Origin of the sequence: Rosistilla carotiformis (assembly GCF_007753095.1) — a bacterium.
Classification (GTDB): domain Bacteria; phylum Planctomycetota; class Planctomycetia; order Pirellulales; family Pirellulaceae; genus Rosistilla; species Rosistilla carotiformis.
Genome location: NZ_CP036348.1, coordinates 1,155,258 through 1,168,881, shown reverse-complemented (window position 1 = coordinate 1,168,881; position 13,624 = coordinate 1,155,258). Strand labels below are relative to the sequence as shown.

The 13,624-nt window shown below is 57.2% G+C and carries 12 protein-coding genes and 1 tRNA gene; 6 read left to right on the top strand and 7 right to left on the bottom strand.

Going from position 1 to position 13,624, the window contains the following annotated elements; all coding sequences use genetic code 11:
- Nucleotides 1-195: 195 nt before the first annotated feature.
- The 4 genes from Poly24_RS04355 to Poly24_RS04340 all read left to right on the top strand — a co-directional run bounded on the left by Poly24_RS04355 (nt 196) and on the right by Poly24_RS04340 (nt 4,770).
- The gene (locus Poly24_RS04355; RefSeq protein ID WP_145090996.1) at nt 196-411 is read left to right on the top strand and encodes a hypothetical protein; all 216 of its coding nucleotides are present in this window, start codon (nt 196-198) and stop codon (nt 409-411) included.
- A gap of 143 nt (nt 412-554) precedes the next feature.
- A complete protein-coding gene (locus tag Poly24_RS04350; RefSeq protein WP_145090994.1) occupies nt 555-3,296 on the top strand; it encodes a TolC family protein in 2,742 nt (913 codons plus the stop codon).
- A 128-nt stretch (nt 3,297-3,424) separates the two neighbouring features.
- Nucleotides 3,425-4,036 (top strand): ECF-type sigma factor, encoded by a 612-nt coding sequence (locus Poly24_RS04345; protein ID WP_197452316.1) that lies wholly within the window; start codon nt 3,425-3,427, stop codon nt 4,034-4,036.
- Nucleotides 4,033-4,770: a hypothetical protein gene (locus tag Poly24_RS04340; protein WP_145090989.1), complete on the top strand. Its 738-nt coding sequence runs from the start codon at nt 4,033-4,035 to the stop codon at nt 4,768-4,770. The genes Poly24_RS04345 and Poly24_RS04340 overlap by 4 nt, the downstream gene beginning before the upstream one ends.
- 46 nt (nt 4,771-4,816) lie before the next feature.
- Here the strand turns inward: Poly24_RS04340 and Poly24_RS04335 are convergent, their stop codons facing one another.
- On the bottom strand, nt 4,817-5,506 hold the full coding sequence (locus tag Poly24_RS04335; protein ID WP_197452315.1) for a DUF2461 domain-containing protein: 690 nt from the start codon (nt 5,504-5,506) through the stop codon (nt 4,817-4,819).
- A 120-nt stretch (nt 5,507-5,626) separates the two neighbouring features.
- Between Poly24_RS04335 and Poly24_RS04330 the strand changes: the two genes are divergently transcribed.
- Complete coding sequence (locus tag Poly24_RS04330) at nt 5,627-7,609, top strand: NAD(+) synthase (RefSeq protein WP_145090986.1); 1,983 nt, start codon at nt 5,627-5,629, stop codon at nt 7,607-7,609.
- A gap of 217 nt (nt 7,610-7,826) precedes the next feature.
- Nucleotides 7,827-7,900 (top strand) — tRNA-Arg (locus Poly24_RS04325).
- 303 nt (nt 7,901-8,203) lie between these two features.
- Here Poly24_RS04325 and Poly24_RS04320 read toward each other — a convergent pair.
- The 6 genes from Poly24_RS04320 to Poly24_RS04295 all read right to left on the bottom strand — a co-directional run bounded on the left by Poly24_RS04320 (nt 8,204) and on the right by Poly24_RS04295 (nt 13,623).
- A complete protein-coding gene (locus Poly24_RS04320) occupies nt 8,204-9,376 on the bottom strand; it encodes a site-specific integrase (RefSeq protein WP_145090983.1) in 1,173 nt (390 codons plus the stop codon).
- A complete protein-coding gene (locus tag Poly24_RS04315; protein ID WP_145090980.1) occupies nt 9,351-9,755 on the bottom strand; it encodes a helix-turn-helix domain-containing protein in 405 nt (134 codons plus the stop codon). Before Poly24_RS04315 ends, Poly24_RS04320 begins: the two co-directional genes overlap by 26 nt.
- A gap of 637 nt (nt 9,756-10,392) precedes the next feature.
- Nucleotides 10,393-10,686, bottom strand: coding sequence for a hypothetical protein (locus tag Poly24_RS04310; protein ID WP_145090977.1), 294 nt, complete (start codon nt 10,684-10,686; stop codon nt 10,393-10,395).
- Nucleotides 10,668-12,212, bottom strand: a complete 1,545-nt coding sequence (locus tag Poly24_RS04305; RefSeq protein WP_145090974.1) for a hypothetical protein — start codon at nt 12,210-12,212, stop codon at nt 10,668-10,670. The genes Poly24_RS04310 and Poly24_RS04305 overlap by 19 nt, the downstream gene beginning before the upstream one ends.
- Before the next feature lie 2 nt (nt 12,213-12,214).
- Nucleotides 12,215-12,826, bottom strand: coding sequence for a hypothetical protein (locus Poly24_RS04300; RefSeq protein WP_145090971.1), 612 nt, complete (start codon nt 12,824-12,826; stop codon nt 12,215-12,217).
- Nucleotides 12,826-13,623, bottom strand: a complete 798-nt coding sequence (locus tag Poly24_RS04295) for a hypothetical protein (RefSeq protein ID WP_145090968.1) — start codon at nt 13,621-13,623, stop codon at nt 12,826-12,828. Before Poly24_RS04295 ends, Poly24_RS04300 begins: the two co-directional genes overlap by 1 nt.
- Between the last annotated feature and the right edge of the window lies 1 nt (nt 13,624).

The window sequence follows — 13,624 nt, the reverse complement described above, 5'->3', positions numbered from 1 at the left end:
CAAGCGTCAAGAAAAACCCACCAAGAGGGCGCTTGTTCATTAAACCATGCGGAAGACCTGAGGCGGATTGCTAACACCGCGACAACCCGCATATCCGGATCAAGTGGTCCGGCGTGCTTCTTCTCCAGGCTCAATCGCGCCAGCCGTTTCAAGTCCAACCGTAGATCGCTCCGAACCTATACAGGGCCGATAGCCGTGAAAAACGGTACGATCGGCCGCGAATCTCCGCACCCGCAGATCGTGGCCAACCACTGCATTGGGGACATCCCCTCAATCTGGAACGCAACGCTGTCGGGAATGCGCGGTCGATCGAACCCCAACCTTTTGAGCCGCGTCGACGCTGCAACCACCGGCATCACTCGGATCGCGACCAAAACGCAGATCGCAATGAACCTTCGCCCAGCCGCTTAGACCGGCGGGCACCGAACCGCGCTTGGGCGGCGACACGATCAGGATCGATCGGTCGTCCGCAGGCAACAACTCTATGGATAGGGAATTCAGGCATGGCAGCCGACAACCAGACGGTTCTTTTCGTGCGCCCCACGATCGCGGCAATGCTCCGATCATCAACCATCGTATTGTTGATTGCCAGCGTGGTGCTGGGCAACGCGGGTTGCAACCGCGCGCTGTATCGCAAAAAAGCGGACCGCGAAGCGTACAACTTGATCGATGAGAAGGTCTGTCACAGTGGGGAAGATCCCGGCCATGCGCTGCGAATCGAAATCGACAGCCACAGCCGGATGTTCGATCCGTTTGATCCCGACCGTCCGCCGATGCCCAAGGACGATCCCAAATCGAACACCTACATGAACTGCGTCGACGGGAAACGCGGCTATCCGCTGTGGCACGCCAACGGCGACACGAACACTGCCGAAAATCCCGACTGGTGGCGTTTCTTGCCGCTGGATGAACGGGGCGTGCTGGTGCTTGATTCGGACACGGCGTTCCAGTTGGCGCGGTTGAATTCCCCTGGCTACCAAGAGGAATTGGAGACGTTGTACCTGTCGGCGTTGGATGTCAGCAGCGAACGGTTCCGCTTCGACACCCAATTCTTCGGCGGCTTTCAATCCTTTTACACCGCCGACGGACGCCTGCGTTCAGGGGACGGCGAGAGCAGTTCAAACCTGGCGATCGGTCCCTACAGCACGGGACAACGGCCCTGGTCGATGCAGCGCAGCTTCACCACCGGTGCCGACCTCGTCGTGGGAATGGCAAATTCGATCGTCTGGGAATTCAGCGGTCCCAACACACAAAGCGCATCGACAGTGCTCGACTTCACGCTTATCCAACCGCTACTGCGCGGTGCTGGACGCGACCGCGTGATGGAGCGGCTGACGCTCTCCGAACGGCGACTGCTGGCGAACGTTCGCGCGTTTGAACGCTACCGTCGCAGCTTTTATCTGTCGATCACCACGGGCCGCAGCGTCGATTCGGGCCCCTCGCGCAGCGGTGGCGTGTTTGGCGTCGGCCTGGAAGGCTTCTCGGGACTCGGCGGCGGCTTCGCCGGACTCGGCGGCGGTGGAAACGCGGGAATTGGTAACGGCGGCGGCGTCGCCCAGGCGGGCGGTTTCCTGGGCCTGTTGCAGGACCAACTGCAGATTCAGAACCAAGAGGAAAACGTGGCTCGGCTGCGTGAGAACCTGTTGTTGCTGAACGACACGCTCGTCGAAATGCTGACCACGATCCCGCTGGACCAGGAAGCAATTCCGCGGCAACGCTTGCAGGTCGCTCAGGCCCAACAGGCGTTGCTCTCAGCACAAAGCCAATTGGTCAGCCAGCAAGCGGCGTTTAACGCATCGGTCGATTCGTTCTTAGGAGACCTGGGACTGCCACCCTATCTCTGCGTCGAAATCCGCGACCCCGTGCTCAATCAATTTCAATTGATCTCTCCCGACCTGAAAAACCGTCGCAACGAGATCGCCGATATCCGCACCCGCGTGGGCAACATCAATACGAAACTGTTGCTCTCGGGCAAGGAAGTCATCAATCCAACCACCAACCTGCCCGAATTGAAGATCGTCTGGGACGAACAGGTCGCCGAATCGTTGCAGCAATTGCAAGCACAATTGGCCCCGATCGCCGCGCTGCAGCAAACGTTTATCCAAACCGATCTCCCCAACATCCAACGCGATATCGAAGCCTTGGCCGCGGCGGTTCCCGATCGCCAACGCGCTTCGAGCCAGTTGTTGGAGATCTACCAGCGTGAAAAGGACCAGATCTGCACGCTGCTACCGCTGACGATGGTCGACGAATCGCTGTTCGACCCCGCCGATTTCGAACGCATCGGCGACGGGCTTGTCGAAGATTTCAACAAGCTCGAAAGTCGCATGAAAGCTTACGCGATCGAAATCAAATCGATCGACGAAGGTTTACAAGAACTGGTTCACTCGCGCGATTCTCAACAGGCGATCCAACAAGCCGACCGCCAAGGCGGGTTGTCCGAGCAGATTCGCGACAAGGGAATCCTAGCCGCTCAAGATCTGATCGCGGCGATCGGCGAGGACGTCCTGGCGATGCAACTGATCCAGGCGCGGGCACGGATCGAAAGCGTCTCGTTGCCGGAGGTCGATATCAGCGCACCGCAAGCGCTCGAAATCGCGAGACAACAGCGGCGTGATTGGGCCAACGCACGCGCTTCGCTTGTCGACTCCTGGCGTTTGATCGAATTTAACGCCGACAACCTGGAAAGTTCGCTCGACATCACCTTCAGCGGCGATATCCAAAACACCGATAGCAATCCGTTCAAACTCCGCGGCGATGCGGGACGATTGCGTGCCGGACTGCAATGGGACGCACCGCTGACCCGGCTGCAGGAACGCAACACCTACCGTCAATCGCTTATTGAATACCAACAAGCACGCCGGAATTACTATCAGTACGAGGACGGGGTGTGGCAGTTGCTGCGGGGTCAGATCCGCCAGCTGCGCGCCAACCAAGTGAACTTCGAACTACAACGCTCGGCGGTTCGCATGGCCGCCGAACAGATCAGCTTGAACGAGGACTTGCGACTGTTGCGAGAGGCCCGCGGTTTGTCCAGCGGTCCGACCGCGGCTCGCGATATCATCTTCGCGTTAAGCGATCTGTTGAACGCTCAAAACGGCTTCCTGAACATCTGGGTCAACTACGAAGTCGTGCGGCGCAACCTCGATCTCGATATGGGAACGATGGAATTGACTCCCGATGGCTATTGGATCGATCCGGGCGTGATTCGCGCCGATACCGTCGGTAGCATCAATCGGTTTTCCGGCAACACCCCCGGGATGATCGTCGAGGCCACCGACATAAACCTTCCGTAGGAAGATCAACGGATCCGACATTTTGTTCAATTTTCACTAGACAACGAATCGGACCCAGGACCAAAATTACAGGGGCGTGAAGCACGGTCCGCGCTTGGGCAATGATTCCAAATCAGGTCGAGAGTGCAATGAACAGTGAAGGCGACAGCAACAACAATCCAGAACTGGATGAATTGGTCGAAGGTGTCCGGCGTGGCGACAACCTCGCCCTGGAACAGGTATTTCACCAATATTTCCCTTACCTGGTGTCGTTTGCTCACAGCCGGATGCGCCGCCGTCGCCTAGGATGCGACGGGGAAGGAGCTGCGGCCAGCGCCATGCGCAGCTTTGTCAGCGGGGCGGGAGCAGGACGATTTGCCCAACTGAAAACTCAACAAGACCTCTTCCGATTGTTGAGTGTGATCGTGTTGCGGAAGTCAATCAAATACAGCAATCGCGACGGACGCTACATCCACATCTCCGAACAGGCGGGCGACTCGTCGAGCAACAACTTCCTTTCGATCTTCGCCTTCCCCACCGGGCCGGTGGCCGAACAAGCATTGATCGTCCAAGAAACGTTGGAACAATTGCTGCAAGCGTTAGGGAAAGACGTTTTGCAAACCATTGTGCTGATGCAACTGGAAGGACACGCCAAGCCGTTTATCGCCGACGCATTAAAGCTCTCGGTTCGCACGGTGGAACGACACATCTCCAATATCCGCGATACCCTGACCAAGATTGAAGCAGCAGAAAACGAATGACGGATTGGAACGAAGCGGAAGTCGACGAGGCGTGGAAGCAATTTGAAACGTCTTGGCGACGGGGCAAACCGCTGAACATGTGGGATGCGATCTCTGCGGTCAGCCCAGTCTATCGCCGCGATTTGGCGGTCGAATTTGCCATGATCGATCTGGAGTGGCGATGGCGTCTGGGCGTCGATAACGAACCGCGTGACACACGGTATTACGCCGACATCTTGGCCGCGCTTCAGCTGAATCCCGAGCACTACGTGTCGATTCTCGAACATGAATACATCGTCCGATCGCAGTGGGGCGATCGCCCAACAATCGACGAGATGCTCGTCGGACTGCCGGCCAGCGAACAGCTCCGCCGTATTTTTGAAACGGCACTGGACGAAAACTTCCCCGTTTACTGCTTTCTCAAAAATCGCGGCGAACGTTTTCTAGAGCATCGAAAAAAACTGGTCACGGTCTTCGGCCGACAACAAGCCGAAGAACCAGAAAAATTTGCGTTACTCAGCGAGCGATTGAGCACGCGTTGCGTGATCGCAAACGCCGTGGAGACGTCGATCGCCCCTGCCCATCTCGAACTCAGACGCGTCGGCGCCGACCGAATCGTTGCCGAAGTCCTCGTGGCAGACGCGAAGTGCCTCGCCGCGGATCAATTGCTGTTGCCGCGGCAACCGGTCGAATTGCAACTGCCCCAGAAACTGCAAATCGAAGACTACGAACTGGTCCTCGATTGCGGATTCTAACGCATCGCTCCGTCCGACGGCCGCAAGCCTCGGTCCCACCCGGCGCTCAAAACGGCACGCAACCGCTTTCACACAAGAACTGCATCAACGCTCTCGCCGCTCGAAACTTGGCAAGGATCGTCGTCACCAAATCCGGTGACGTCACGTCGCTCTCGGCCAACGGACTCAAGCCGATGAAGTCTTTGCGACGCAGATCGTCGATCAACGGATGATCTTTGAAAAAGTCGCGGGGCGTTGTCTTCAGACTCTCTCCCTCCAGACGATAGTTCTCGCGGAAGGCCTTGGCGTCGCGTGCCCGTTTCCAACGCGTCGGTTCATCGTCGATCTTGCGTCGGATCGCCAACAGTGCTTGCGAATCGGGATGCCAACACCCCGCTCCGACGAAGCATCGCTCTGGCTCAAAGTGAACGTAGAAGCCGGGGGCGTGAACATCTTTGCCCGCCTCGTGGCGAAACTGGATTCCGATGTTCGTCTTGTAAGGCGTTTTATCTTTGGCGAATCGCGTGTCGCGGTGGATCCGCATCAGCGAACCGCCAACGCGTTTGGCGACTGCCGGAAAGAAAGGAGATAGTTTTTCCAAACGCGGACCGATCGCTTCGATCAACCGCAAGCTCGGCTCGCGGACCGACGCTTCATACCGCTCTTTGTTCTCCGCAAACCACTGGCGATCGTTGTTGTGCCGCAACTCTTCCAGGAACTGCAAACAGTCGTCCGTATACATCGATCGGGAACTCATCGGGTACCTCTCTCCGGTATCGCATCGCCTGCTTCAGCGCTCTCGCCGATCCGCCGCCGCGCCGAGTATACTACAAATCACGTAAGAAAAACCTCGTGCCCAACAAGGATCGTCTCGCTCATGCACCCTCACGGATATGTCCGCATCACCGCCGCGAGCCCTCCGGTTCATGTGGGCGCACCTCGCAAAAACGCGGTGGAGATTCAAGTTCTGCTGCAACAGCACGTTGAATCGGACATCGTCCTTTTTCCCGAACTCTCCCTGACCGGCTACACCGCGGCCGATCTGTTTGGACAACAACAATTGCTCGACGCGGCGATGGACGCGTTGCAGCAGATCGTTACCGCATCGGCCGGCCGCGATCAATTGATCGTCGTTGGGTTGCCGGTCAGTGTCGCGGACAGCCTGTACAACTGCGCCGCCGCGATCGATAACGGCCGGCTGTTGGGAATCGTTCCCAAACAGTTCCTCCCCAACTATAAAGAATTCTACGAGGCGCGGTGGTTTCGAGCCGCCGACGGCGGCGAACCGGCAACGATTGAAATCGAGAACGAACCGATTCCCTTTGGCATCGATCTGCTGTTTCGATCGGGAGATGCGGTTGTGGGGATCGAGATCTGCGAAGACCTCTGGACTCCCAATCCCCCCAGCGGCCTGATGGCAGTCGCGGGGTCTAACATCTTATTAAACCTGTCCGCAAGCACAGAAACGGTGGGCAAAGCCAGCTGGCGAACCGATCTCGTCAAGTCGCAATCCGGACGCTGCATCGCCGCCTATGCTTACGCCGGCGCGGGCCCAACCGAATCGACAACCGATGTCGTCTTTGGTGCGCATTGCATGGTCGCCGAAAACGGAGCCATCCTGAGCCACTCGCGCCGCGTGGGCGATGGTCAACCGGCGTGGCAGGGGGCGACATCGGCCACCGTCGATGTCGACATTCAAAAACTGGGACACGATCGCCGCACGATCGGTTCGTTTGACGACGCACGCAGCACGCTACCGCGTCGATATCGCAAGATCGATTTTTCGCTCGCCCAAACTCCTGATCGCGCCCTGCAGCGCGACATCGCTCCGCGGCCGTTTGTCCCGAGCGATCCAGATACGCTTGCCGACCGTTGCAGCGAGATTTTTGAGATCCAATCGGCCGGCTTGGCTCAGCGAATTCGTCAGCTGCCCCAAAATATGCCTCTCTTTATCGGCGTCTCCGGCGGCCTCGACAGCACGCTCGCGTTGGTCGTCGCCGCGAAAATGTGCCAGCGCTACGACTGGCCGACCTCCCGAATCCACGGAATCACCATGCCCGGCTTTGGCACCACCGACCAGACGCGGGAGAGTGCCGACCGGTTGATGCAACAACTGGGCGTGACGCGGGAGACGATCGACATTCGCCCCCTGTGCCTGCAAGCGTTTCAATCGCTGCAGCATCAGCCGTTGGGAATCGATGCCGAAAATCGGGACGTTGAAACGCTGCAGCTCCAGTTGGTTCAAACGCCCAACGATGCCCAAGACTTGGTGTTCGAGAACATTCAAGCGAGGATTCGAACCTTTTTGCTGATGAGTCGCGGGTTTGTTTTGGGAACCGGCGACCTATCGGAACAGGCGTTGGGATGGTCGACCTACAACGGCGATCACATGTCGATGTACAACGTCAACACATCGGTCCCCAAAACGCTAGTCCGCTTCCTGGTCCGATTCGCCGGCGACCATCACTTCGACGAATCGGTCCGCAGCACGCTGCACCAAATCGCCGACGCGGTGATTTCTCCCGAACTAATGCCCCCCACCGAAGAGGGAGCGATCCGCCAGAGCACCGAAGCAACGATCGGGGCTTATGAACTGCACGACTTCTTTTTGTTCCACTTCATCCGCAACGGCTACACGCCCGACAAGATCCTCTGGCTGGCCAAGCAGGCCAAGTTTTCGGAACCTTACGACGACAAAACGCTAGCCGATACGATGCAGACCTTTTTCAAACGGTTCTTTGCGAATCAGTTCAAACGGACGTGTGTCCCGGATGGCCCCAAAGTGGGCAGCGTCAGCCTGTCGCCGCGGGGCGATTGGCGAATGCCGAGCGATGCCGATCCCGACGCCTGGCGGCGATAACGACGCCGATGCGGCAGAACAGGGCGTTAGCGAGCGAGAATCACCCTGTAACGGTCATTGAAGAAAAGGGGCATAAACCGGGCCAAAGCGAGCCGGTCGGCAATTTTGTCCCCTGCAGGACTAGCACGCCTGCAAAAATCTTGTAAGATTTGGACAACCTGGCAACGAGCGAGACATCGCTTTCGGCCAGCCAAAGGTATTGCACTTCGGTGCGGATGCCTCCGTAGCTCAACTGGATAGAGCACCGGTCTTCGGAACCGGGGGTTAGGGGTTCGAATCCCTTCGGGGGTATAGCCCCTCAAAAACATTGAGTTTTTGAGGGGCTTTTTTTTTGGGGGTGGACGGTTTGGACGGCAAAAGTGGACGGTTTGGACGGTTAACCGTCCACCCTCCAACCAGCCTTTTCCCCTGCATTTTGCATACTCCGAACCCTCGCCATCCAAACCGGCCAAACCGGCCGTCCACCGAATTTCCCAGAATCACTGGATTTTGGCTCAGCGCACAAGAAGCGCACAAGGCTGTTTTCAGCGCGCACAAATCCGGCGAGGGGATGAGAATGGGCGCACAAATACCGCCCTAGAAAGGGATCGGCGACTAGAATGGGCTTAGCTGCTTGGCCGCTTCGATCGCGTTGTCGCAGTCGCGTTGACGCATCTTCTGATAGTGGTCTCGGCTGACCTTGACGGTGTGCCCAATCCACGTCGTCACTTGCCGCTCCGGGAAGATTTCAAGCAGGTCGTTTTCGCAGCTTGCACGAAGGTTCTGAAGTAGCCGCCCCCACGGTTCGCGGCCCGATCGCAAAACCGCCTCCCTTGCTCGCTGGTAAGTAGCCGATGACGATCGGCTACGCATCTGCTCTGACACGACAAACCGAGTGTCGCCCGTCGATTTGCGCTGGCGCTCAAGTTCATCGCGAACGTGATTGAATAACGGCATCACCCGAGGCTTCTTCTTCTTGCTGTCAAGAATTGTTAACGTGCCGGATTCGACGTCGACGTCCTGCCACTTCAATGTGCGAACCTCCGAACAAGTCCGGAATCCAGCAAACCGGCCCATTGCAAACGTAATCCGAATGTCAGGTGTCAAACATGATTCCATCGCGTCGAGAACCCACTCGGCCGGGATGTAGACGTTGCGTTCGTCGTTGACCATGCTGGCCAGCGATAGAATTGAAAACGGACTGTGTTGACAAATCCCTTGCTTGACAGCCCAAAGCCCGATGCTGCGCCACATCTTATTGTCACGCGTCCACGTTGCTTGCGCGTAGAAGTTCCGCTGCCATGAATTGAAGTCGGCCAGGATCCGCTTTGCCGATTCGCTGAACACTGGTGCGGCGGTCGAGTGAACCGAACGCATTGTGGGCTCGATGTCTTTCAGCTGGACGTCTTCGATTTTGCTAATTCGATTCCGTAGCATCACGCTCACGTTGCGTGTCGATTTCGCACTGACGTCGGATCGCTGCTTGTAGTCCGCTTCGAACGCCCTTCCGAGTTCCCCCACGGTCATATCATTGGTGCGGAAGTCGAACAACCCAAGCTCGCCTAGCTGGGTCTTGTGCATTTCGGATAGCGATTGTACCCACGCCAGCAATTCTGGTGGAAGAGTTTTGCTGCCGTGACGGTTGTGGTTGATCACGGCATCGACCTGCGCGGCAAACTTCCGCGCTTCGGATGTGCTGACTTTTCCGATCGTCACGTTTCTTCGCGCCTTCTGGTACGAAGCGATCAGCGTCCATGTGCCGTTAGGATGTTTCTTCGGTTTTGCCATTGATCATAAATTCCACTAGCGAAACCGTACTAATTAGACGCCGCTTCATTGAGCTCCGCTTGGTCGCAAAGTCGCCTCTATCGCAATATCGTTTGATCGATGTAGCCGATAGTCCGGTATAGCGAGCTGCCTCGCCGGTCGTGCAAAATTCGCTATCGAGCATTTCCCAATCGCTTGGCTCCAGTCGATCGGCGTGCTTTGTGATCACTTCTTCGGCATGGACACGGTTGGCCGATTTATCGTCGCCGCGGCCGCCTCTCAACGCCAGCATCTTTTCACAAATCTGACGCTCGGTTCTGGCGTCAATGAGTCGTTTTTCCAATTCCGCTTCCTGCAATAGTGCAGCCCTATACCTCGAAACCGTTGTATCCACCGCCATGGTCAAATCCAGTTGACATTGCCGCTGGCCGCAGTTACCCTTGGGCAAGCAGACAGCGGTCCGGCTCAATGAGCAGGAAAAAATGGTTGTTGCTGATTCGTCCTTTGAGTTGTTAACCCTCTGGAGGACGGTCGGCGTTAAGCTGCAAAACTTAAAGGCAATCCGACGCCAATCGGAGGGCCTTTTTTATTGCGCAGCCACAATGCGTGACGCGAAAGCGATTAGGGAAAACGGGGCATGGATGAACCATCCTTGGAATTGCGCGCCGCAATAGACAATCCACGCGGCGGCGGACTGATTTCTTGAGACACTGGTGATGCACTGGATTGAGATTTCGGGACGGGCTGCGTGGTGCGACTAACACCACGCAGCCAGCCGTTTCACAGAGTAGGGCTTGGAATTGCGGTTGTCAATTGTCGCGTTGCCCAGAGGACATGGTCGCGTCCCACGTCAATGGACGTTGTTCTGGGTGTCGCGAACACGCAAATCTAGCCGCTAAATCATGCCCAGCAAACGGAATGTTGAGCAGATATTAAGATTCCTGCAAATGACCTGATGTGTCATTTGAGCGAGCTACGAACGGGCGCAAATTGCGAAGACGGAGTGCAGGCCTCGAAAGAGTCGAGCCGCATCGCGTTCAATCACAAGAAAAAGAAGGGACACCGTTAAGTGTCGCCGATAGCAGCGCCGCGATCGCGGTCTGCTGCTCGTTTCGAGTTCGCCCAAACTTCAGCAGCGCGTGACGGTTGGCGTTGCGAACGATCCGCCTCGAGATCTCGGGCAGCCCTGAATCGTCGCCGGGGCGAACCGCATTCAACGCGACACGCAGCTGCAGGCAGTCATCGCACGGCCGTTGCAAGTCGAGATCTGGGTACCGAGCGATCAACGCGTCCCCGAGTCGCACGCCGTAGGTCACCATGAGATCGTGCAAGTGCCACCGCGTTTGCCTCCCGTCGGCACGTGTTCGTATACGGTGCTACCGTTGGGACGCATCCGGCCAGCCGACGAAACATAGCTGCTGGTTGGTGCATCGTAAAACACTCCGCCGGTGTATCCGCCAGGGGCGTCCCATTCAAACGGCACAATGCCTGCCGGAATGATATCGAGAGTGTGGGAGGATGTCTCCTCCGACAGCAGCCCCGGAACAATCTTCTGGAACGTCCATTCATGCCGCGGCGAACCAGGCACTGCGCTGTACCCCAAGTACATCCGCACGCGAAGTATCGTCTCGTCCAGGTCCGCACGGTACCAGATCAGCACCTCCACACGCATCGATTTGGAATAGCCGTTGCCAGAGACTGGCACGTCGTAGGTGAACCGCGTGACGGCACCGTTCCCAGTGCTTCCGCCAGACGTCGTGGAGTTACGCGAAATCGCTGACAATTCGTACTCACCAGACGGATCGAGACCGACGAAACCGTTGACACGCACGACCCGCTCCCAAGCGTCGTTGTCCCAATAGGCGTCAATGTATTTGCCCGTCGATTGGTCGTAGATCACAACGTCGTTCGTGCTCCAACTACTGCCGCGGTTGTAGTCCAGCAAGTATGTTGAATCGTCCCCAAACTGCACGATGTCGATCCAGTAGCTAGACAGGAATCCACCATTGACCAGCGCGTGAACGCCGCCTGTGTCGAAGTCAATGGATGGTGAAAAATTCCAAGTGTTTGCAGTTTCGCGAAACCCACCACCCCAGTATTTGTACTCGTAACATGCGTTTTGCTCGAACTTGATTCCCGCAATGGTTTCGGGTTCGTCGAAGCTCTCCAACATCAGCCGGTTTTCTACCGTAGCGCCAACCCCCGTCAGAAAGTCATCCGTTGCCGCGTTCACATAGTCGTCACCAGGCCAAGCTTCCGACGAGATACTTGGCCACCGCGGATCCGTGTGCGTTATCGCGCTCAGATTTGGCATCATCCGCAATGGATGGGCGTAGATTGATTGGCCATCGCTCCCACGCACCGATTCTCCGGCCGGTGCGAACTTCCCACGCGTCAATTGATCCACGCAGGATATCGCGAGAGTCCCACCTTCGGAGGCGTCAATTGATTCGGTGCGCAGGAGGACGCTGACCGGATACTCGCTGATTGGGATCGACTGCGGGTTGTCGATCTCGGTTGAGTACATGACACGGGAAAACGAAACCTCATCGGAGATGACGTCGAAAAACTCGCCACGCACCCCGTTTCCGATCGGGTGACCGATTCGCAGTTTGCCATTGATGGCTGGGAAACTCACGACCGCTTGATCACCGTATTCGACCTTGGCCGGCAGCGCATCGAGAATGATCCGCGTGTTGGCTGCAAGCTCGATCGACCCATCTTCGTTGACCGTCACGCTTCCTTGGACCACCGTCCATCCAATCAATCCACCGTCGCCATCGGCGACAAACCGATGCGTGGCGATTCCGCATCCACCACCACAGCAACAACCGCCTGGGCTCCAACTGAAGGCCATCGTCAATTTCTCTTGGTGATGTCGAGGATAAACCGCTTCATTGCATCGTGATCAATTGCGTATCGTTCGAGCAAGATCGCTTTGCTGGTCTCGTGATCCTGGTTTGACCAGCGGATCGGGTGGGGCGTGTGCTGGAATACCGGTCGTTTGTCGACGTGTATCGGCACGCCAAGCAAGTGACAGTGGTACGGCAGCCACCAATCCCAGCCGGGCATGCCGACCAAGAAGCCAACGTTGGGGATCTTGTGCCGGATATCACTCGGAACAAAGAACGCATCTATCCCCCACCGCTCCAACTCCGGACCGTTGTGGCGGATTCCGCAGTAGAGCGTGCCGGGACGCCAATCCCAATCGATCGGACCGGTCAACGAGATGTCAGAATTAAGAACAAGACCGGGCCCTTGGTCGATTAGATCGGTGATGTAGGGCAAATGCGGTTTCGCAAATTTGCTTTGGCTTGGGGACACGGCCAGCGAATCGACCCCGTCAATCGGATCGATCACATCGAGCGTCGACTGAACCGCGGCGACCGCGTGACCGTATCGGCTCCAACTGTCGATACATTCCTTTTGCCGGTCCATTCGCGAAGGGGCCAGGCTCGTGATGATTCGCATCACCCGTCCTCCCGTCGACCTTCAAAGTAATCCCGGACGCCAGCATGCAACGCGGGTTTTTCGGTGCACCATTCGGTTAACCCACTTGCGCCAACGCGAATATCGCGTTGATCGTCGAATCCAAGGTCCGCAAGCATCTTGTGACGCTCGACATACTTCCGATTCCCTCGGTCGCCATGCCAAATGTGATGTGCGGGCTTCGGAAGGTGCGAACAGTATCCCTTCATTCGTGCATACAATTCATCGTCTCCGGATCCGATGATCTTGTGATGCGGGAAGCCGCCGATACTCCGTAGCCAATCGACTTCCCCGACCCAAACGCCACCGGGACAGTATCCGCCGGAAACCGTCCCGCCAAAGCTGGTGTCAACTCCATTGCGATCGTAGCGAATGAACTGGTCGAACAACTGCACCGCATGAACGGCCGGCGACAACAACGCCACGCCATCGGCCAGCCAACGGTCGTAGTGGTAGTAGATGTCGTGATCCATCCAACAAAACAACCGCGTGCGGCATCGCTCCAAAGCGATCTGCAGCAACGATTCCTTTTGCCACATGAAGTGTTTGGCTCGTGTGCCATAGACGCGGACCGAACCGTCGATCTCGGGCGCGTCGCCATCAAGCACCGCCTCATAGCAAACCATTTGCGACGCCAGGTTACCCAGTGTCGGCAGCCATTCGTAATAGGTCTCCCGAGCCCGGCGAAACCCCACCGGGTTGAAGTGCGTCGTCACGATCGTGACGTCGTCGGTGGTGTAGATCTTGCGAGGCCGGTAAACGACAGTTCGAGGTCTCATC